The following is a 21,481-nucleotide window of genomic DNA, read 5'->3' as shown; positions in this document are numbered from 1 at the left end:
GAGGGCCTACTGGTTTTCAGTGAACAACTGTGTACTATTGGACCAATGGCAGAACGTGGAGCTCAGCCTCAAGTACCCCGCGGCCGTCGTCTGTTCCTCAAAGCTGTGCGGAATCTGTTCAAGCCGCTACAGCCCGACGATTACATCGAGATGATCAACCCGCTTTGGACGACGAAGGAGCTGCGCGGAAAGGTCGAGCGGGTCGAGAAACAGGGTTCGGAAGCGGCGAGCATCCTGATCCGGCCGGGCTACGAATGGCCGGGTCACAAGCCCGGGCAGTACGTACGACTCGGCCTGGTGATCGACGGCGTCTACCACTGGCGCGCATATTCGCTGACCTCGGATCCCGAGCCTGCCGACGGGTTGATCAGTGTCACCCCGAAGAAAGTGGACAGCGGCGTCGTGTCGCCCTACCTGGTGGAAAAAATTCAACCCGGCGAACTGGTACGGCTCAGCGAGATCGAGGGTGTGTTTACGCTGCCCGACCCGTTGCCCGAGAAGATGCTGTTCATCAGCGCCGGCAGCGGCATCACCCCGATCATGAGCATGCTGCGCAGCCTCGACCGGCGCGACCAACTGGGCGACGTGGTGCACATCCACTCCGCACGTACCCGCGAGCAGGTGATGTTCCTGTCGGTCCTGGAGGAGCTCGACGACCGACATGAGCAGATGCGCCTGGACATCCGCCTGACCGGGGACCGTGGCCGACTCGAACCCGGCGACCTGGACGAGGAGGTTCCCGACTGGCGTGAGCGTGAGGCTTTCTGCTCCGGACCGGAGGAGATGCTCGACGCGCTCATCGAACACTGGGAGGAGAACGGCGATCCTGATCGCCTCCACTACGAACGGTTCCAGCCGAAGATCGGGGGCGACGCCGGTGACGGCGAGGGCGGCGAGGTCTGCTTCCTCAAGAGCGACAAGAAGGTCGAATGTGACGGCGGCACATCGATTTTGGAAGCCGGGGAGAACGCCGGACTGGAACTCGACCACGGGTGCCGAATCGGCATCTGCCACACCTGCGTCGGGACGCTGAAATCGGGCAAGCTACGCGATCTGCGCTCCGGCGAGGTCAGCGAACCCACCGGACAGGACGTCAGGATCTGCATCAACAGCGCCGAGGGCGACGTCGAACTCGAACTGTGATCGAAAGGAACTCGAAGTGACCTCAACTATGGAACGCTCGCAAAGCCCGTTCGCCCATCTGAGCGAACAAGAACGGGAAAAGCTCGGCAAAGAACTCGATGCCATTCACGACGAGGTGTTCGCCGACCTCGGCGAGCGCGATCGCCGCTACATCAAGTCCGTCATCACCGCGCAACGCCAGATCGTCGTCGTCGGCCGGGTGCTGCTGTTGGCTTCGCGGTCACGGACCGCGTGGGTGCTGGGCACCGCCTGCCTCGGTATGGCCAAGATCCTGGAGAACATGGAAATCGGTCACAATGTCATGCACGGGCAGTGGGACTGGATGAACGACCCCGATATCCACTCTTCCAAATGGGACTGGGACACCGCCTCCACCGCGGAATCGTGGAAGCACTCGCACAACTACATTCACCACACCTTCACCAACATCCGCGGCAAGGACAAGGATCTCGGCTACGAGATCATGCGGATCGATCCCCACCAGGAATGGCGGCCCTATTTCCTGGGACAACCGCTCTACAACTTGTTGCTCACGCTGTTGTTCGAGTGGGGCGTGGCGGTGCACGACATGGACATCGAAGCGATCCGGGCCCGGGAGAAGCCATGGTCAGAGGTACGTAAAGACCTCAAAGGCATTGGGGTCAAAGTGCGTTCGCAGGTCATCAAGGACTACATCGGCTGGCCCTTGATCAGCGCCGGCGCCTTTGCGCTGGTGCAACTCGCCTCCGGTGGGCGCCTGGATCAGCCCGCGCAGTCCCGCCTCGGCCGCCGCCTGCGCAAGCTCCCCGGCACCAGCCGCCTGGGCGGCACGGCGACATTCCTGGACAAAGTACTGCCCGGTGCAGAGAGCACCTATCTGCGTACCCTGGCCGCCGACGCGCTGGCCAATATCATCCGCAATGTCTGGGCGCACGCCATCATCTTCTGCGGGCATTTCCCCGACCAGACTTATACATTCAGCGAAGAAGAAGTCGAGGACGAAACCCGTGGCGAGTGGTACCTACGCCAACTCGTCGGCGCCGCCAACATTGACGGCAGCCCGCTGTTCCACGTGATCAGCGGCAACCTCGGCTACCAGGTGGAGCACCATCTCTACCCGGACATGCCGGCCAGCCGGTACTCCGAGATCGCACCGAAGATCAAGGACATCTGCGAACGCTACGAACTGCCCTACAACACCGGGCGGTTCTCCAAGCAGTGGTTTACGGTGCACCGCACTATCTTTCGGCTGGCTCTGCCCGGCGGTAAGCCGCGGCCGAAGCCCGGCCCGTACCGCAGCGAGAACCGATCCACCCCGGATCAGCAAGCCAGCGAGGCCGGCCGGTTCCGGGACCGGGTACCCGCCGAGCACCCCGACGCCGGACCCGAAGACAAGAAGAGCGGCGTCGAGGTACAGCCACCGCCCCGCGGCAAGGACTGACCAACACCGCGCATCACCCCAGTCGCCGTGACCCAGGATGTACCCATGGATCAGGCAGCGCAGAGCGGCCGGTTGCTCGCCGGCCGGGTAGCCCTGATCACCGGCGGCGGCGGTGGCATCGGCGCGGCCACCTCGCGGCTGTTCGCCGCCCACGGCGCGCAGGTGGTGATCGCTGACATCGACCCCGATCGCAGTGAGCAGGTCGCCGCCGACATCGGCGCCCACGCGGTGACGGCCGACGTGCGAGAAGCCGATCAGGTCAGCGCGCTGGCGGCAGCCGTGCTCGAGCACTACGGCCGGTTGGATGTGCTGGTCAACAATGTCGGGCACTGGGTACGGCACCCGGGCAGCTTCGCCGGCACCGACCCGCAGCTGTGGGACGAGCTCTACCGGGTGAACCTGCACCACGTCTTCCTGGTCACCCGCGCGTTCCTGCCGGCGATGATCGACCAGCAGGCCGGCGCGATCGTCAACGTATCGTCGGTCGAGGGTCTGCGCGGTTACCCCGAGGATCCGGTGTACGCCGCCTTCAAAGCCGCAGTCGTCCAATTCACCCGCAGTCTGGCGGTACAGGTAGGCCGCGACGGCATCCGGGTCAACGCCATCGGCCCTGACGTCACCGAGTCACTGCAGGTGCCCTACTCGCAGTGGCTGTCCCCCGCCGAGCAGACCCAGTGGCCGCAGTGGGTTCCGGTCGGGCGGATGGGTGTGCCCGACGATCAGGCGCGGGTGATCCTGTTCCTGGCCTCAGACCTCTCGGCGTTCGTCACCGGCCACACCATCCCCACCGACGGCGGCACCGGCGCGGCCGGCGGCTGGTTCCGGTCCTCGCGGCGGGCGGGCCGGGAATGGACGAATCGACCGCTCGCGCCCTGACTCGCTCAGCCCAGCGTGGTGTGCATCAGCATCACGTCGTATGCCGACCACAGCGAGAGGTTGAAGTAGACATCCTTGCCGGTCGACCACGGATGCATCATCGGTGCGTAGACCCCACCGGGCATCTGAAAGCTAGACACCAGCAGATGCTCGGGACTGTAGGGGCCCTGCGGTGTCGGCGCGGTCCGCGCCACCACGTCGTTGGCGCCATTGGTGTACATCACCAGGTACTGCTTGAGATAGGTGTTGTACTGCGCCGACATTTCGGCCACCGGCCCTGGGATCACCGGTGTGGCCGCCGACGGCTTGTTCGGCACCCAGGAGTTCGAATCACCGTTCCAGTACTCATATTTGGTGAGATCGGGGATGAAACGTGGCTGCACCCGCGACAGGTGCGCCGCGCCGCCGCGCCCGTTGGGCGTGCCGAACGAATACAGATAGCCGTCCCCGCCCTTGACGTACGCCCCCATCTGGAAGTTCTCGTTGCCCTCCACGTAGGGCACCCGCGCGGCGTCGGGCCCGTTGGCCCGGATGGTGCCGGGGTACACCGACCAGGTCTGGCCGTTGTCGGTGGACATGGCGATGCCGGAATAGTTCGTCCACCACTCCCCGTCGCGGCCCCAGTCCCTGATGGACATGAAGTTGATGTACTGGGTTTTGCCGACCGAGATGGCGGCGGTCGGGATGATGCCGGTCTCTTCCTTGGCGTACTTGATGCTGTTGATGACCTGTCGGGAGAAGCCGGGCTGCTGGGTCGGTGAACCGGCGTACCGATTGGACGGGTCGCCGGTGCTCACATGCAGCCCGTGGGACAGGTCCTGGTCGTTACTGCGGAACAGCACGTTGTAGCGCCACTGGTCGCCCTTGACCGCGCAGTAGCCGAAGGTGTCGCCGAAGGCCATCAGCACCTGATGGTTGGCGGGATCGCCGTTGTCCCAGAGGATTCCGAGGTCGGTCCCGGAAATGCCGAAGCGCTCGAGAGTCTTGTTGGGGCCTTCCGGACCGGTCACCCACTCGACGAGCGAGGTGTTGGACCCGCCGAGCGCGCCCATCGCATCCGGCGCTCCCGGCGCTGGAGCGGCTTCCGGGGCCGGTGCCGGATTCGGCGGCGGTGCGGCTTCGGGGGCGATCTCCCCGGCCGGGGGCTGCTGGGCAGCGGCCGGCGGGGCCGGGGCGGGCGGCGCCGGAGCGGCGTTCGGCACCCGCGCCTGCTGCTGGAGTGGCGCGGAGTATCGCTGCCCCGGTTGCTGGGTCCGCTGCAGCGGTCCCACCCTGGGCAGCGGCGCACGGTCGTTCGCGCCCCGGGGTCGCTTGTTGAGCGGGCCGAGCACCTTGCCACCGGGGTTGGTCACCACCGCGTTGGCCGGCGGCGGGACGTTTGCCTCCGGTGCGCTGCACGGCAACGCGTGCGCCGTGGGAGCCAGGCCGGGCGCGAGGCTGATCGGCAGGATCAGCCCGACAGCGGCCGTGGCCGCCAGCGATACCGAGACAAAGCGAGGAATCGCCGACATGTCACACCTTTCAGGGGTCGGACGCTGAATTGACGTCCGCACGGGATGATGTGACGATAGTGAGCGATGTGACCCTTGTGACCAATGAGCAGGCAATAGGTATACGTCCGTGATCGTGTCGCAACCCCGCCGTTGACCGTTCGGTCCGCGAAACCCGGTTGTGCCCAGGCAAGTTCGACCGCAGGACCCGGCTGTCCCCGACGTCGCTGCCCCGCCGGCGGAACTGAGAGACATCTCATGCTTAAGCCGCCCCGACAGGGGGAAAACAGGCGCAGGTCGCGGTTCGGATCGGGCCCCCGACAATCCCAGGAGGCACGATAGTGAGTAATGGCAGTCCGCAGGGATCGGCAACCGACGGTGACCGGCCCGAAGTCTGGCCGGGCAAGGCCTACCCACTGGGTGCCACCTACGACGGGTCCGGCACCAACTTCGCCGTCTTCAGCGAGGTAGCCGAGCGGGTCGAACTCTGCCTGTTCGACGACGACGGCGCCGAAACCAGGATCGCGCTCCCCGAAGTCGACGGATTCATCTGGCACGGCTTTCTACCCAGCGTGCAGCCCGGTCAGCGGTACGGCTACCGGGTCCACGGTCCCTACGATCCGGGCAACGGCCAGCGCTGCAACCCGAACAAGCTGCTGGTCGACCCGTATTCGAAGGCCATCGACGGCTCATTCCAGTGGGACCAGTCGCTGTTCAGCTACAACTTCGGTGATCCGGACAGCCGCAACGACGACGACTCCGCGGCCAACATGCCCAAATCGGTGGTGATCAACCCGTACTTCGACTGGGGGGTGGACCGTCCGCCCGGCCATGAGTACGCCGACTCCGTCATCTACGAGGCGCATGTCAAAGGCCTGACGCAGACGCACCCCGCCATTCCGGAGCGCATTCGCGGCACCTATTCGGCGATCGCGCATCCCGCGATCATCGAGCACCTGACCAATCTCGGCGTCAACGCCATCGAACTGATGCCGGTGCACCATTTCGCCAACGACTCGACACTGATCGACAAGGGCCTGTCGAATTACTGGGGCTACAACACAATTGGATTCTTCGCCCCCGACTTCAAATACACCGCGAGCAACACACCCGGCGGTCAGGTTCAGGAGTTCAAGGCGATGGTCCGCGCGTTGCACGAGGCCAACATCGAGGTGATCCTCGATGTCGTCTACAACCACACCGCTGAGGGCAACCACCTCGGTCCCACGCTGTCCATGCGGGGCATCGACAACGCCGCCTACTACCGTCTGGTCGACGACGACAAGCAGTACTACATGGACTACACCGGCACCGGCAACAGCCTGAACGTCGGCCACCCGCACACCCTGCAACTGATCATGGATTCGTTGCGGTACTGGGTCACCGAGATGCATGTCGACGGATTCCGCTTCGATCTGGCGTCCACACTGGCTCGTGAGTTCTACGACGTCGACCGCCTGTCGGCGTTCTTCGAACTGGTGCAGCAGGACCCGATCGTCAGCCAGGTCAAGCTGATCGCCGAACCGTGGGATGTCGGTCCGGGGGGTTACCAAGTGGGCAACTTCCCGCCGCAGTGGACCGAATGGAACGGCAAGTACCGCGACACCATTCGCGACTTCTGGCGCGGCGAGGACGCCATCCTCAGCGAGTTCGCATCCCGGATCACCGGTTCGGCCGACCTCTATGAGCACACCGCGCGCCGCCCGGTCGCATCGATCAACTTCGTCACCGCTCATGACGGGTTCACCCTGCGAGACCTGGTGTCCTACAACGAAAAACACAACGAGGCCAACGGCGAGGACAACAACGACGGCGAATCGCACAATCGGTCGTGGAACTGCGGCGCCGAGGGACCCACCGAGGATCCGGAAATCAACGCGCTGCGCGCCCGGCAACAACGCAACTTCCTGGCGACAACCATTCTGTCGCAAGGTGTGCCGATGATCTGCCACGGTGATGAACTCGGCCGTACGCAGCATGGGAACAACAACGGCTTCTGCCAGGATTCCGAATTGACCTGGATCAACTGGGACAATGCCGACCAGGATCTGATCGAGTTCACCGGGATGGTGACCGCCCTGCGGGCCGAGCACCCGGTGTTCCGCAGGCGGCGTTTCTTCACCGGCGCCCCGGTGCGCCACCGCGGTTCCGCCGGCATACCTGACATTTCGTGGTTCCGTCCCGACGGTTCGGAGATGAGCGACGAGGACTGGGACTCCGGATTCGGCAAGTCGGTGGCGGTGTACCTGAACGGCCTCGGCATTCCGGGCACCGACTCGCGCGGCCAGCGAATCACCGACGACTCTTTCGTGCTGTGCTTCAACGCACACCACGAGCCGATCGAATTCGTCCTTCCCCCGGACGATTTCGGGCCGAGTTGGCTGCCGGTGCTCGATACGGCGGTCAACACCGGCCGGGTGGAGTCGCCGGACGCGCTCCCGCCCAAGGGCAAGATCACCGTCGAAGGCCGAGCGGTGGTGTTGCTGCAGTTGCAGCAGCCCGAATAGGCGCGACCTGCGCCCAGGCTCTCGGTTGCCGCCACCCCCGGTTGAGCTCACCGGGTGCGGGTATCTCTGCGAGGTGACCGACCTCGGATTGATCGTCGTAGGCAGCGGACCGGCGGGAGTCGCGGCGGCAGCGTCGTTTCGCGAACACCGTCCCGACACACCCGTGCGAATTCTCAGCGCTGACGTCGATGTGCCCTACCTCCGTCCGCCGTTGAGCAAGGAATACCTGCGCGGGGAGACCGATGACGTCGTGCTGCACCCCGTGCAGTGGTTCCGTGACCGGGCGATCGACCTCACCCTCGATGCGCGAGTCGACCGCCTCGACCTCGCCGAGCGGGCCGTCCACGTCGGTCAGCAGCGCTATCCGTTCGAGTCGCTGGTGCTGGCGTGCGGAGCCGCCCCGGTGACCCCGCCCTTTCCCGGCGCCGAGTATGCGCTGCCGCTGCGGTCACTGGCCGACGCAACTGCGCTGCGCACCGCCGCGGAAGGCGCCGACTCCGCCGTCGTGATCGGGTCGGGGTTCATCGGCTGTGAGGCCGCCGCTTCCCTGGCGCTGCGCAACGTGGCGGTCACTCTTGTTGCGCCGGAACCGCTTCCGCAGGAACGCCGACTCGGCAAGGAGGCCGCCGAACGCCTGGCCGGGCTGGTCGCCGAGACCGGTGCCCGGCACGTCGGCGGGGTCAGCGTCGAAGAAGTCACTCGCACCGGGGTGCGGTTGGACAACGGCGTCACCATCGACTGCGATCTGGTCTTGGCGGCCACCGGCGTGGCTCCGCAGAGCGGTATCGCCGCCGTAGCCGGCCTGGACGTGCGCGACGACCGCATCGTCGTCGGCACCGACCTGGCCACCTCGGTCCGCGGCGTGTTCGCCGCCGGCGATGTCGCTCTGGCACGCCACGCCCTGGCCGAACGCCACCTGGCCGTCGAACACTGGCAGGACGCGGATGACCAGGGCGCCGCAGCCGGTGCCGCCGCGGCCGGCAGCGATGCGAAATGGGATGCGGTGCCCGGTTTTTGGACGTCGATCGGCGATGCGACGGTCAAGTATCACGCGTGGGGTGACGGCTTCGAACGCTGCCGCCTCGTCGAGCATTCCGACGGTTTCACCGTCTGGTACGAAGCCGGCGGTGCCACGGTCGGCGTGTTGACCTACAACGCCGACGACGACTACGACCTCGGCGAGCGGTTCATCGCCGAGTCCCGTCCGGCACCGGTGCCGATGCAGTGACGACCCGCGCCGCCGATTTACCGGCGTCGTCGCGGGGTATGTGACCCCTACCAGTCCAGAACGAAGGATCGTCATGAGCGCAAAGTCCAAGACGCTGTACATGCCGTTGTCGATCGTCACCAGCGTGACGGGAGGGCTTCTCGCCGGCGCTGTTTTCAGCCAGGTGTGGAAGCGCTTCAGCAACGACGACCAGGCACCGCCGGATCCCAAGGACCTCAGCAACTCCACGCGCGCCGCCCTGCTCGGCGCCGGACTGCAGGGGCTGATCTTCGGCGTGGTGAAAGCCGCCGTCGACCGGGCCGGCGCCCGCGGCTACCAGGCCGTGACGAACGAGTCCCCCGTCCCCTAGCGAACCCCGGCAGCAACACTAGAACGTGTTACAGTTCTGCCGATCGGGACCACCCGGGCCCCGTGTGCGAGGAGACCGGATGGCTTCGGATCAGCACCACCGAGATGCGCAGCCGCAGCGGTGATTCGGCGGTGAGCAAGACGCGCTCACTGGCGCTGATCGCCGTCGCGTACCTGATCGCCATCGCCGCGGCCGCCGCCTGGCTGACGTGGGGTCCGACGACCGGCCGACTCTGGCTGGACACCTTCGTCGCCGACGTGCTGGCCACCCTGGTGGTGTTCGCCTTCAGTCGCGCCTTCGGCAATTCCAGCTTCTACGACGCGTACTGGAGCGTCATCCCGCCGCTGCTGACGTTCTACTGGTGGAGTCAGGCCGGTCCCGGCGTCGACCAGTTGCGCTGCTGGTTGGTCGCCGTGGTCATGACCTGGTGGGGCGTGCGGTTGACGGCGAACTGGGTCTACGGATTCCCCGGGCTGCACCACGAGGACTGGCGCTACCCGATGTTCCGCGAGCGCGCCGGACGTTGGGAGTTCGTCGTGGACCTGGTCGCGATCCACCTCATCCCGACCGTGCAGGTGTTCGCGGCCACCGTGCCGGTCTTTGTCTGCGTGACCCATCCCGGCACCGGCATCCGGTGGCTGACGGTCCTTGCGTTCGTCGTCGGAATGTCGGCGGTAACCCTCGAACTCGTCGCCGACGTGCAGTTGCATCGTTTCGTGCGCGACCGGCGTCCCGGCGAGGCGATGACCCGCGGGTTGTGGAGCTGGTCGAGGCATCCAAACTACTTCGGGGAGTTCAGTTTCTGGTTCTCCCTTGCGCTGTTCGGGGTTGCCGCGTCGCCGTCGGACGCGTGGTGGTTGTTCCTCGGCGCGATGGCGATCCTGGCCATGTTCCTGGGCGCTAGCATCCCGATGATGGAGCAGCGCAGCCTGCAACGCCGCCCGGACTATCAGGACGTCATCGACCGGGTGCCGCGGTTCGTGCCCCGACCGGTTCCGAAAGCCCGGGCGTGAGCCGCAACCGTGTCGTTGTCGCGGGGCTGGGCGATGTCGGCGTGTTGACCGCGATCCGGCTGGCCCCGCACGCTGATGTGGTCGGCATCTCGGTCAAGCCCGGGTTGGTCAGCGGTCAGGAACTCGGGGTTCGACTGGCCCGCCCCGGGGACTGGGCGCGGGACTACTGGATTCCGTTCGACCGGTTCCGCCGACTCGACGGAGTGCGGACGGTGCAGGCGGAACTGACCGGAGTGGACCTGGACGCCCGGGCGGTTTTCGCCCGGCGCGCGGATGGCAGCACCGTCACCGAGAAGTACGACGCACTGGTGATCTCGACCGGGGTCAGCAACGGATTCTGGCGGCAACCCACATTGCAGTCACCTGCCGAGGTCGCCGCACACCTCGACGCGGCGCACCGGCAGCTGGCGGACGCCGAGTCGGTGATCGTCGTCGGCGGCGGTGCCGCCGCGGTCAGCAGTGCCGTCAACCTGGCCACCACCTGGCCGGACAAGAAAGTCGACCTGTACTTTCCCGGCGACCGCCCGCTGGGCGAGTATCACCCGCGGATCTGGAAACGCGTCCATGCCCGGTTGTTCGAACTCGGGGTGGGGTTGCATCCCGGCCACCGCGCCGTGGTTCCCGACGGCTTCGCCGGGGAGGTGATCACCGATGAGCCGGTCCGGTGGAGCACCGGGCAGGCCCCCTCCGTCGCCACGGCCGTGCTCTGGGCGATCGGGCGGGCACGACCCAATACCGGCTGGCTGCCGCCCGAACTGCTCGACGAGCACGGCTTCGTCCGGGTGACCCCCCAGCTGCAGGTCCCCGGGCATGCCGACGTATTCGCGATCGGGGACGTGGCGGCCACCGATCCGCTGCGCAGTTCAGCCCGCAATCGCGGGGATGCATTGCTGAGCCGCAATATTCGCGCCTGGTTGGCCGGACGCCCGTTACGTGACTTCCGGGCGCCCACCCGGCGGTGGGGTTCGTTGGTGGGGCCGCAACCCGACGGGCTGGAGGTGTTCTTCCCCACCGGCCGTGCCTTTCGCTTCCCGGCCTGGGCGGTCGAGCACGTCGTGATGCCCTGGATCGTCCGGTGGGGCATCTACCGCGGCGTGCGCGAGAACAGCCCCGCCGACTGAGAGGAGTGCGCCGTGGAAGTGTGGGAACTCGTTGCGCGCGAACAGATTCGCGACACGCTGGCCAACTACAACTGGTCAGGTGACGCCGGACGGGTCGAGGCGCTGGCCCAAACGTTCTGCACCGACGGAGTGCTCGAGATTCGTGGCATGGAACCGCTGTGCGGGCGCGCGGAAATCAGCGCGTTTCTCGGCGGTGTCGCCGGCGGCGTCGGCAGCTCCGGCGCCGACGTCAAACCCGTCGTCCGGCACATCCTGACCAACGTGTTGTTCATCGACTTGGCGGCCCAGCGAGCCGAGGTCGCGTCGTACTTCACCGTGGTGACCCACATCGGTCTCGACCATTTCGGCCGCTATCGCGACATCCTGATCCCCCGGGACGGCACGTGGCTGATCAAACACCGGAAGGTGTCGACCGATTGGGCAGCCTCCGATTCGGTGATGGCCCGGCCATCGACTGCGGCAGATCAGTTACGGCCCGGGTAACCGCGGCGCACGGTTCGGTCCAGAATGCCCAGCGTGGCTCGCAGCGCACCCTCGGAGATGACCGGGAAGATGCCCGCCTCGCGCCACTGCTGCCCGATGTTGGACCAGTCGTAGAACGACGTGACCACGGTGCCCCCGGAGTCGGCCGGCGCCAGCCGGTAACCGTAGACGTGGCCGATCTGCGGTTTGATCTGGCCGAGCACCGTCCAGGCGATCAGCCGGTCCGGTTCGAATTCGGTGATCTCGACTGTGACGTCGTATTTACCGAGCTGGGGGAAATCGTTCAGCGACTCGCGGTCCATGTGGATCACGAAGCTGTCGCCGACAGCCTGCACCGGGGCGCCGTCGGCGTCCTGCAGCATTCCTGACGAGTCGATCGCGACGTGTCCCTGCGGGTCGCAGAGCACCGCGAAGATGTCCGCCGCCGGAGCCGCGATGGTGCGATTGGTTTCAATCCGGTCAGTCATCGGTCCTCGCAGTGGTGGGCGACGCATCGAGCGCAAGACTTCACTCTACGACCGCGGCGGGGCGGTCAACCGATCAGCTTCGTCAGCCAATTCGGGTTCTGCAGGTCCACACCGCCGTTGCCGTCCCACACGAATGGGGTGCCGGTGGCATGGAAGCCCGCCAGGCTGGTGGCGGCGTTGTCGGCCTTGGTCTGGCCGGTCGTCAAGTTCGAGCGGGACCGGATGCAACCGGTGGTGGTCGTGTTGGCACCTCCGGTTTGCGCCAGATTCGCCAACTCGATGTCGGTGCGGTCGGACAACGCGCCTTCCTGCGGCTGGAAGTCACTGCCGAAGATGGCGGTGTAGAAGTTGGTGTAAACCTTCGGATCATTCTGCGCCGCAACACAATACGAGGCTGCGATCGCACGGGTCGAATAGTTCTTGGTATGCGACTGCTGGTCGAGGAAGTTGAGCAGGTGGTACCGCACCGCGAGCTTCTTATCGGCGACCGCGCTGTCGATGTCCGCGGCATAGGACCGGATGAACGCGCCGCACGGCGGGCAGATCGGTTCATTGAAAATGTCGATCGTCGTGGTTGCGGTTGAGCTGCCGATGAACACGCCGTCGTTGAGCACGTTGAGCTGAACACTGCTCGGATCCACCGCCGGAGTGGGCGGTTCGGCGCTCGGTGCCAAGGACCGCTTCGACCCGCTGAACCCGATCGTCACGCCACCCACGATCGCCACGATCACAGCGATGGCAAGCCCCGCCCACAACCAGGGTTTGCGCAGCAACCCCTTCGGTCGCGCCGGTGGTGGACCCCACGGTGGTCCGCCGCCGGTTCCCGCGGGAGCACCTCCCCAGCTGTGGGTGCCCCACTGTCCCGGCACCCGTCCGCTCGGCGCCGGGGGCGAACCGAAACCCTGCGGTGGTGGCCACATCGTTTGCGGCGGATGCCCGGCCGGTATCGCCGGGGGCGGGAAGCCGCTGTGCGGTGGCCCGGTGAACGCGGGCGGCACCTGGGCCACCTGACTGCGTTGCAAAATGGTGGCCGCCCGGTCCTGGTCGGTGGTGGCGAGCGCGGCGTACGCGGCAGCCGACAAGTCGCCGCAGGTGGGGTAACGATCTGCCGGGTCCTTGGCCATGCCTCGGGCGATCACCGGGTCGAAGCCGGCCGGCACGCCGGGCCGGGCGACGCTGGGTCGCGGGACAGGCTGGTTGAGGTGGGCGCCCATCACACTGAGCTGGTCACCCCGGTAGGGCGGGGACCCGACCAGGCACTCGTGCAGTACACAGGCCAGCGCGTAGATGTCGGCGCGGTACGTCACTTCGGTCTCGCCGAACCGCTCCGGGGCCATGTAGTAGAGGGTTCCCACGGTGCTACCCAGCTGAGTCAGCCTCTCGTCCGTGGTCGCACTGGCGATACCGAAATCGACGAGGTACGCGAAATCGTCGCCGCTGATGAGAATGTTCTCCGGCTTCACGTCGCGGTGGGTGATCCCTGCCGCGTGCGCGGCGTCGAGCGCCGAACCGATCTGGCGCACCACGGCGACCGCGCGCGGCGGCGTCAGTGGGCCGTACCGCTTGAGGATGGCGGCCAGGTCAGCGCCGTCGATGAGGCGCATGTCGACGTAAAGCTGACCGTCGATCTCGCCGTAGTCGTGAATCGGCACCACGTGGGGTTCCTGTAAACGTCCCGCGGTGCGCGCCTCGCGCTGCATGCGCTGCCGGAAGACGGGGTCCTTCGACAGCGTCTGGGACATTAGCTTGAGCGCCACGATCCGTTCCTTGACGGTGTCCTCGGCCTCATAGACATCGCCCATGCCGCCGCGACCCACCAACCGCCGCAACAGATACGGCCCGAACCGGGTGCCCTCCCGCGAACCCTCGGTCGCGTCGTCCATTGCCGACTCCTCACCCGACTCCCGCGCAACGATCCGGAAGCGCGCTTGCACCTGCGGCGATTACCGCTGGCGGATACGGCTACACGGCGGTCTGCCAGGGCTAAGGCTAATGGTTGCGGCGTGCGGTGGGCGCAGTTGACCGTCGCTGCGGCCTTACGAGTTGCCGACGTGGCGAAGACAACATAAGAACGCGCCCAGAACTGACCTCGGTGTGCGCAGGGTATGCAATACTCACGTGCAATAAGCTAAGGGTAGCCAAACTTAAGTTGAGGAGCTCAGGACGCTGCTTCCTGGATACGTACCGATGACGCACCATTTCGCCACTTCCGTAGCAGAACCGCTCCGAGGCGGGGCGCGGTGATCGCCTGGATGGGTGCGCCCCCCGAAGTTCACTCGACCCTGTTGAGTAGCGGCCCGGGTCCCGCAACGCTGCTGGCGGCGGCCGCGGCATTGAATTCCCTCAGCGCCGAGTACGCCGGGGTGGCCGCAGAATTGTCCGCAGTGCTGAGTGCGGTGCAGGGCGGCGCCTGGGCAGGTCCGACCGCCGCGCAGTACGCCGCCGCCCACGTGCCCTATCTGGCCTGGCTGACCCAGATGAGCGCCAACAGCGCCGGTGCCGCCGCGCAGCACGAGGTGGTTGCGGCGGCCTACTCCGGAGCGCTGGCGGCGATGCCGACGCTTACCGAACTGGCAGCTAACCATGTGCTGCACGGGGTCCTGGTCGCGACGAACTTCTTCGGCATCAACACGATCCCGATCGCGGTGAACGAAGCGGACTACGTGCGGATGTGGATTCAGGCCGCCACCACGATGAGTGTGTACGAGGCGGTGTCGTCATCCGCGCTCACAGCGGTGGCTCCGACGGAGCAGGCCCCGCAGATCCTCGCCGCCGAAGCGGCACCCGCCGAACCGGCGACCACGCCCCCCACCGACCCCATCGAAGAGTTGCTGGCCGGGTCAGAGCACTTCACCAGCATGTACCGGGCACTGAAAGGGCTGGTCTCCGACCCGTTCGGCACCGTAGTACAGCTGATCACCGATTTCGCCGCCAACCCGGCCGAAGCGGCCGTCACCTGGCTACCGCTCTTCTACGTCTTCGCCTACGCGGCAACTTTCGGGGTGCTGGGGACACCCATGTATGCCGCCGCAGCGGCGCCGTTCGGGGTGATCCCGCTGGCGCTGGCGCTGTCCACGATCGCGGTGGTCGCCGAGGCCCCCGCCGCCCTGATCGCCGAGGCGCCCGCGGTGCCTGTCGAAGAACGCGTGTTGCCCGTCGCCAGCATCGCACCGACCGTCACCACCGCTGGTGCGGTTCCGGCACCGAGCAGCCTGCCGGCACAGACCCCGGCGGCCAGCACCGCTCCCGCTCCCCCGGCGGCGGGCTTGCAGAGCTTCGCTTACCTGGTCGGTGGCCCCGGGCCTGGCCCCACGCTGGGCCCCGCCCTGCACAACAAGGCCACCGCCGGGGCACCGGCGTCAGGCATCTCGGCGGCCAGTGCCGCATCGGCGGCCGCGGCGGCGCAAGCCAAAGCTCGCCGCCGGCGCCGCGCCGACGTCAAGAACCGCGGTTATCGCGACGAGTACCTGACGCTGGACGACACCCCGGACTGGTCACCGGACCAACCCCCGCTCGACGAGTTCCCGGCATCCACCAGCGGCGCCGGCCCGCTCGGATTCACCGGTACCGCAACGAAATCCAGAATTCGCGACGCTGCCGGGCTGACCACCATCGCAGGCGACCCGTTCAGCGATGCCCCGACCGTGCCGATGATGCCGAGTACGTGGACCACCGAACTCGGCGACGGGGAACCGCGCGCGGACTGAGCCCGCCCGGGTCGCCGGGCGTGGGGGACGCGAATCACCAGGTCCGCGGTTGCGGGCGGCCCCCACACCCGACGACGTTCATCACAGGATGTAGAGCATCTCCTGGTAGGTGGGCAGGGGCCACAAGTCGTCGGCCACAACGCTTTCCAGGGTGTCGGCAGCGGTCCGCACCGCCTCCATGGCCGGCAGCAGTTCTTTCTGGGCGTGCGCGGCCTCGTCGAGTGCTGACGTGGCCGAGTGGTCGGACAGCGCCGACTTCAGCGTCGCCAGCGCCGCGGTGAGATCCACAATTGGAGCCGAAACATCCTGCAGTGCAGCCATACTGGGCTCCATACCGGCCGCCTTCAAGGTCGCGACGTTCTGCGCGAGTTCGGTCTGGTAGCGCACCGCGGCCGGCAGGATGACCGTGGTGCCCATCTCCAGCGCCAGCTTCGCCTCGACGCCGATGGTCAGCGCGTACTGCTCCAACCGCACCTCGTACCGGCTGTGCAGTTCGCGCTCGGTGAACACGCCGTACTTCTCGAAGACCGCCACCGCTTCCGGCTTGATCAGCTCCGGGATGGCGTCCAGCGTGGTCTTGAGGTTGGGTAGACCGCGCTCGGCCGCCTCGATCTGCCAGTTCTCCGAGTAGCCGTCGCCGTTGAACACCACCGCACCGTGTTCGGTGATGACGTCGGTGAGCAGCTTCTGCACTGCCGTATCGAAGTCCTCCCCGGCGGCGACAGCCTCTTCCAGGATGGTGGCCAGGTAGTCGAACGAGTCGGCCATAATCGTGTTGAGGATGATCATGGGCACCGCGACGGTCTGCCCGGAACCGGGCGCCCGGAATTCGAACCGGTTGCCGGTGAACGCGAACGGGCTGGTGCGGTTGCGGTCACCGGCATCCGTCGGCAACGGGGGCAGCGTGTCGACACCGATGATCATGGTGCCCTTGCCTTTCGACGAGGTGGCCGCGCCCTTGGCGATCTGCTCGAAGACGTCGGCGAGCTGCTCACCGAGGAAGATCGAAATGATCGCCGGCGGCGCCTCGTTGGCACCCAACCGGTGGTCGTTGGTGGCCGAGGCCACCGACACCCGAAGCAGTCCGGCGAATTTGTGGACGGCGCGGATCACCGCGGCACAGAACACCAGGAACTGCGCGTTCTCGTGCGGAGTGTCACCGGGAACCAGCAGCGAGCCCAACTCGGAGTTGCCCACCGAGAAATTGACGTGCTTGCCGGAGCCGTTGACACCGGCGAACGGCTTCTCGTGGAACAGACATTCCATGCCGTGCTTCTTGGCGATGGTCTTGAAGATCGTCATCAGCAGCTGCTGGTGGTCGGAAGCGATGTTGGCCCGCTCGAACATCGGCGCCACCTCGAACTGACCGGGAGCGACTTCGTTGTGCCGGGTCTTGGCCGGGATGCCGAGTTTGAACAGCTCCCGCTCGGTGTCCATCATGAAGCCCAGCACCCGCTCGGGCACCGCACCGAAGTAGTGGTCGTCGAACTCCTGACCCTTGGGCGGCTTGGCGCCGAACACCGTACGGCCGGCGTTGATCAGGTCCGGCCTGGCCAGGAAGAAGTGCCGATCGATCAGGAAATACTCCTGTTCGGGCCCGCAGAACGAGACGACCTTGTTGTGGCCCTGGTGGCCGAACAACGCCAGGATGCGCTCGGCGTGCACCCCCATCGCCTGCTGGCTGCGCAGCAGTGGCGTCTTATAGTCCAGCGCCTCCCCCGTCATCGATACGAAAACCGTTGGGATACACAGCGTATTGCCGTTCGGGTTCTCCAGGATGTACGCCGGGCTGGTGACGTCCCAGCCGGTGTAGCCGCGGGCCTCGAAGGTGCTGCGCAGCCCGCCGGACGGGAAGCTCGAAGCATCCGGTTCGCCCTGGATGAGGGTCTTCCCGGCGAACTCGGCAAGGGTCTGCCCATCGGAGATCGGCTCGAGAAAACTGTCGTGTTTTTCGGCCGTCAGCCCGGTCATCGGGTAGAACACGTGCGCGTAGTGGGTGGCGCCCTTCTCCAGTGCCCAGTCCTTCATGGCCACCGCGACCGCATCGGCCACGGCCGGGTCGAGCTTGGCACCCTTCTCGATGGTTGCGACGATGGACTTGTACACCGATTTGGGCAGTCGCGCCTGCATCTCCGCCTTGGTGAAGACATTGGCGCCGAATATCTCACCCGGGGCCTCACCTGCTACGAAGCTGATCGCCGGAGGGATATAGGCCTCGACGTTGTTGATCGCCTGCAGGCGGACCGCGTTTCCGCTCAATGGAGTTCCTTTGTCACGAAGGGGTCCGCGAGGATTCGACGGACGCTAGACCGACCCACCGTAGGAACCTTCGATGGCAATCCTGTTACGCCCGAGTCAACGCTGAGGCAGCGTTGATTGCGAACGTGAGACGTCACACCGCGGCGGTCGCGAGGGTCAGGGCCTACGCTGTGCCCTGAAGGGGGATCTCTATGCAGCAGTTGAGTTGGAGCGACGACATGATGTTGCGGGCCGAGGGGCCGGCGACACCGCTGCAGATTCAGATGCTGCTGATCTACGACCCGTCTACGGCCCCCGGCGGCAAAGTCACCTTCAAAGGGATTCTGGAGGAACTCGACGCCCGCCTGCATCTGGCCGATGTCTTCCGACGTCGGCTGACCGAACTCCCGGGCGGCCTGCACATGCCGTACTGGGTCGACGACCCGAACTTCGACCTGGAATACCACGTCCGCCACATCGGTCTGCCGCAGCCCGGCGACTGGCGACAGCTCTGCATCCAGGTGGCCAGACTGCACGCCCGGCAGATCGATCTACGCCGCCCGCCGTGGGAGATCACCGTCATCGAAGGACTCAACGCCGTGCCGGGGGTGCCGAAGGGCTCCTTCGCCATGGCGCTGAAATTGCACCACTGCGCGGTCGACGGCATGGCCAGTGTGCAGATGATCGCGGCGTTGCACGACCTGGCCGCCGACGCCGCCCGTCCCCCGGCCCCGGAACGCCCCTGGCGGCCGGCGTCGCTGCCGTCGACCGCCGACCTCGTCTCGCGCACCGCGCTCAACGGGGCGTTGTACCCGGCGCGGGCCGGCAGAGTGTTGGTGTCGAATGCGCCGAAGTTGGTGCGGGGTCTGATCGGCTTGCCCGGCAAGGTGTTCGGCGGACTGGTTTCTGATGGCAGCAGGCCGACGTTTCCCCCCAAAACCCGCTTCAATCAAGCGGTTTCGCCGCATCGGGTGTTCGAGGCGCGGTTCCATGAGCTGGCTGATTTCAAGCGGATCAAAGCGCGCGTGCCCGGTGCCACGGTCAACGACGTGGCGCTGGCGTACGTCGGTGGTGCGCTGCGGGAGTATCTGGACGGGCACGGCGAGCTTCCCGAGGCATCGCTGGTCGCGGCGTGCCCGATCTCGCTGCGCGACGCGGCTGACAGCGGCAGCAACGGAAACATGTTGTTCGGCCGGCTGCAGACACTCGGGACCGACATCGCCGATCCGCTGGAACGACTCGCGAGCATCGCCGAGGCTACCGCGCAGAGTCGTACGGAGTCCGAGCAGTCGACCCGGACACAGGTGCTCGAGCTGGTGGCGACCCTGCCGACAGCACTGCTCGGAGTGACCGCGAAAGCCGCCAGCGTGCTGCCCTTCTCCGGTCCGACCGTCGCCAACACGACCGTCACCAACGTGCCGGGACCCACCGTGCCGATCTTCTTCCACGGTGCCCGGCTGCTGCGCGCCGCAGGCCTGGGCCCACTGATCGGGGGTTTGAACCTGTGTCACGTGGTGGCTAGCTATGACGGCACGCTGTCCATCAGCGCCACCGCCGATCGTGACGCGCTGCCCGACCCGGCCCGGTACGCCGAATGCATGGAACAGGCTTTCCAGGACCTGCTTGCCGCGGTGGACTGACCCGACGGTGAAGGCCAACGACGGCGCTTTACGCCGGAGTCTGGGTGTCGGCGACGCAGCGATGATCGGTCTCGGTTCGATGATCGGGGCCGGGATCTTCGCCGCACTGGCGCCGGCAGCGCGGGCTGCCGGAAAGGGGTTGTTGATCGGTTTGGCGGTTGCCGGGGTGGTGGCCTACTGCAACGCGACCTCGTCGGCGCGGCTGGCAGCGGTACACCCCGCTTCGGGTGGCACCTATGTCTACGGCCGCGAACAGTTGGGCGAGTTCTGGGGCTTCCTGGCGGGATGGGGTTTCGTGGTCGGCAAGACCGCGTCCTGCGCGGCCATGGCTCTCACCGTCGGCTGGTATGGGTGGCCGGAGCACGCGCACGCGGTCGCAGTTCTGGCGGTGACGGGTGCGACCGTGGCCAACTATCTCGGCGTGCAGAAGTCCATGTGGCTGACCCGCGGCATCGTGGTGGCGATCTTGCTGGTGCTCACCGTGGTAGTCGTTTCGGCGACCGTCACCGAGGCCGGTGATGTCACCAATTTCCGTGTAACAGAAGACATTTCACCGACTAGTATCCTGCAGTCCGCCGGACTGCTGTTCTTCGCGTTCGCCGGCTACGCACGCATCGCGACGCTGGGTGAGGAGGTGCGCGACCCGGCGCGCACCATCCCACGTGCGATCCGGATCGCACTCGCGCTGGCGCTGGCAGTCTATGCCGGGGTCGCCGTCGCTGTACTGAAGGTGTTGGGGCCCAACAGGCTTGCCGCCACGTCGAGACCGTTGACCGCGGCAGTGCAGACGGCGGGTCATCCGGGGTTGGCGCCGATCGTGGAAACCGGCGCGGTAGTAGGTGCATTCGGTGCCCTGCTGACGCTGCTGATGGGGGTCTCCCGCACGATGCTGGCGATGGCGCGGGACAGTCACGTGCCACGACAACTGGCGGCGGTGCATCCGCGCTTCGGGGTCCCCAATCGGGCGGCGGTCGCGGTGGGAATAGTGGCGGCAACACTGGCGGCAACGACTGACCTGCGCGGTGCTATCGGGTTCTCCTCGTTCGCCGTCCTGGTCTACTACGCGATAGCCAACGCGTCGGCGATGACCTTGCGGCCTGACCAAGGACGGCCGCCGAGGATCATTCCGGTGGCGGGATTGATCGGCTGTGTGCTCGTCGCCTTCGCGCTGCCCGTCACCTCGGTGGCCGCGGGTGTGGCCATTCTCGTGGGGGGCACACTGCTGTTCTGGTCACGGCGCGGACGTCACCGGGGCAGGGATGCAGCGGTCAGTTAGCCGACACGGCTTAGGTCCCGGCAGAAAAGGACTTTCGGCACCCGCGCCGATGCGGTCACGCTGAGTAACCTCGTCGGTATGACACGTCTGGACGAACACACCGGTGCCACCATCCTGTCGGCAGGAGAATGCTGGGATCTGTTGGCGGGCTTGACATTAGGCCGGCTGGTCACGGTCGTGGACGGCCGGGCCGAGATCTTCCCGGTGAACTATGCGGTGCAACGCAAGACGATTCTGTTCCGGACCGCAGGCGGTACCAAGCTGGTCAGTACCGCAATGAACAATCAGGTGGTGTTCGAGGTCGACGACCATGACGTCGCACAGGGTTGGAGCGTGATCGTCCGGGGCGTCGCCCGCTCGGTGCGCGGCGACGAACAGATCGAGGAAGCGGACCGGGCGCAGGTACTACCGTGGACGGGATCGGACAAGTCGCACTATGTCCGGGTGATCCCGGAGGTCGTCACCGGCCGCCGCTTCCAGTTCGGTCCTGCCGCCGGCTGATCCCCCGCTGTCGACGAACGTC

The 21,481-nt window shown here is 66.4% G+C and carries 17 protein-coding genes; 13 read left to right on the top strand and 4 right to left on the bottom strand.

What is annotated here, in order from left to right; genetic code table 11:
- Positions 1-45: 45 nt before the first annotated feature.
- From AC5Y3Z_RS06985 to AC5Y3Z_RS06975, 3 genes are read left to right on the top strand one after another with little or no spacing between them, the layout of a single operon-like run.
- Positions 46-1,143 (top strand): ferredoxin reductase, encoded by a 1,098-nt coding sequence (locus AC5Y3Z_RS06985; protein WP_463825342.1) that lies wholly within the window; start codon positions 46-48, stop codon positions 1,141-1,143.
- A gap of 28 nt (positions 1,144-1,171) precedes the next feature.
- Positions 1,172-2,563 (top strand): fatty acid desaturase family protein, encoded by a 1,392-nt coding sequence (locus tag AC5Y3Z_RS06980; protein ID WP_463825467.1) that lies wholly within the window; start codon positions 1,172-1,174, stop codon positions 2,561-2,563.
- A 45-nt stretch (positions 2,564-2,608) separates the two neighbouring features.
- Positions 2,609-3,439 (top strand): SDR family NAD(P)-dependent oxidoreductase, encoded by an 831-nt coding sequence (locus AC5Y3Z_RS06975; protein ID WP_463825341.1) that lies wholly within the window; start codon positions 2,609-2,611, stop codon positions 3,437-3,439.
- A 5-nt stretch (positions 3,440-3,444) separates the two neighbouring features.
- On the opposite strand, the gene AC5Y3Z_RS06970 is transcribed toward AC5Y3Z_RS06975, so the two are convergent.
- Positions 3,445-4,950: a glycoside hydrolase family 183 protein gene (locus AC5Y3Z_RS06970; protein ID WP_463825340.1), complete on the bottom strand. Its 1,506-nt coding sequence runs from the start codon at positions 4,948-4,950 to the stop codon at positions 3,445-3,447.
- A gap of 320 nt (positions 4,951-5,270) precedes the next feature.
- Here AC5Y3Z_RS06970 and glgX point away from each other — a divergent pair, with 320 nt between their 5' ends.
- The 6 genes from glgX (at position 5,271) to AC5Y3Z_RS06940 (ending at position 11,630) form a co-directional block, all read left to right on the top strand.
- Complete coding sequence (glgX, locus tag AC5Y3Z_RS06965; protein ID WP_463825339.1) at positions 5,271-7,436, top strand: glycogen debranching protein GlgX; 2,166 nt, start codon at positions 5,271-5,273, stop codon at positions 7,434-7,436.
- Positions 7,437-7,509: 73 nt separating this feature from the next.
- Positions 7,510-8,664: an NAD(P)/FAD-dependent oxidoreductase gene (locus tag AC5Y3Z_RS06960; protein ID WP_463825338.1), complete on the top strand. Its 1,155-nt coding sequence runs from the start codon at positions 7,510-7,512 to the stop codon at positions 8,662-8,664.
- 73 nt (positions 8,665-8,737) lie between these two features.
- On the top strand, positions 8,738-9,013 hold the full coding sequence (locus AC5Y3Z_RS06955; protein ID WP_463825337.1) for a DUF4235 domain-containing protein: 276 nt from the start codon (positions 8,738-8,740) through the stop codon (positions 9,011-9,013).
- Between the two features lie 104 nt (positions 9,014-9,117).
- Positions 9,118-10,026, top strand: a complete 909-nt coding sequence (locus AC5Y3Z_RS06950; protein WP_463825466.1) for a DUF1295 domain-containing protein — start codon at positions 9,118-9,120, stop codon at positions 10,024-10,026.
- Positions 10,023-11,147: an FAD-dependent oxidoreductase gene (locus AC5Y3Z_RS06945; RefSeq protein ID WP_463825336.1), complete on the top strand. Its 1,125-nt coding sequence runs from the start codon at positions 10,023-10,025 to the stop codon at positions 11,145-11,147. Before AC5Y3Z_RS06950 ends, AC5Y3Z_RS06945 begins: the two co-directional genes overlap by 4 nt.
- A gap of 12 nt (positions 11,148-11,159) precedes the next feature.
- A complete protein-coding gene (locus tag AC5Y3Z_RS06940; RefSeq protein ID WP_463825335.1) occupies positions 11,160-11,630 on the top strand; it encodes a nuclear transport factor 2 family protein in 471 nt (156 codons plus the stop codon).
- On the opposite strand, the gene AC5Y3Z_RS06935 is transcribed toward AC5Y3Z_RS06940, so the two are convergent.
- Positions 11,612-12,097, bottom strand: coding sequence for an SRPBCC family protein (locus AC5Y3Z_RS06935; protein WP_463825334.1), 486 nt, complete (start codon positions 12,095-12,097; stop codon positions 11,612-11,614). The two genes, AC5Y3Z_RS06940 and AC5Y3Z_RS06935, sit on opposite strands and share 19 nt — an antisense overlap.
- A gap of 65 nt (positions 12,098-12,162) precedes the next feature.
- Positions 12,163-13,980, bottom strand: coding sequence for a serine/threonine protein kinase PknE (locus AC5Y3Z_RS06930; RefSeq protein WP_463825333.1), 1,818 nt, complete (start codon positions 13,978-13,980; stop codon positions 12,163-12,165).
- Positions 13,981-14,349: 369 nt separating this feature from the next.
- Between AC5Y3Z_RS06930 and AC5Y3Z_RS06925 the strand changes: the two genes are divergently transcribed.
- Positions 14,350-15,804 carry a PPE family protein gene (locus tag AC5Y3Z_RS06925; protein WP_463825465.1) on the top strand — a complete coding sequence of 485 codons (1,455 nt, stop codon included), beginning with the start codon at positions 14,350-14,352 and terminating at the stop codon, positions 15,802-15,804.
- Between the two features lie 81 nt (positions 15,805-15,885).
- Here AC5Y3Z_RS06925 and AC5Y3Z_RS06920 read toward each other — a convergent pair whose 3' ends face one another.
- Positions 15,886-18,063, bottom strand: coding sequence for a glutamine synthetase III family protein (locus AC5Y3Z_RS06920; RefSeq protein WP_463825332.1), 2,178 nt, complete (start codon positions 18,061-18,063; stop codon positions 15,886-15,888).
- 191 nt (positions 18,064-18,254) lie between these two features.
- Here AC5Y3Z_RS06920 and AC5Y3Z_RS06915 point away from each other — a divergent pair, with 191 nt between their 5' ends.
- From AC5Y3Z_RS06915 to AC5Y3Z_RS06905, 3 genes are all read left to right on the top strand, one after another.
- Entirely contained in the window at positions 18,255-19,682 is a 1,428-nt protein-coding gene (locus AC5Y3Z_RS06915; RefSeq protein ID WP_463825331.1) for a WS/DGAT/MGAT family O-acyltransferase, read from the top strand.
- A gap of 7 nt (positions 19,683-19,689) precedes the next feature.
- The gene (locus AC5Y3Z_RS06910) at positions 19,690-20,958 is read left to right on the top strand and encodes an APC family permease (RefSeq protein WP_463825464.1); all 1,269 of its coding nucleotides are present in this window, start codon (positions 19,690-19,692) and stop codon (positions 20,956-20,958) included.
- Between the two features lie 78 nt (positions 20,959-21,036).
- A complete protein-coding gene (locus AC5Y3Z_RS06905) occupies positions 21,037-21,459 on the top strand; it encodes a pyridoxamine 5'-phosphate oxidase family protein (protein WP_463825330.1) in 423 nt (140 codons plus the stop codon).
- The last annotated feature ends 22 nt before the right edge of the window (positions 21,460-21,481 follow it).

This window comes from Mycobacterium sp. NGS61 (assembly GCF_059812325.1).
This window is presented reverse-complemented; position numbering and strand designations above follow the sequence as displayed.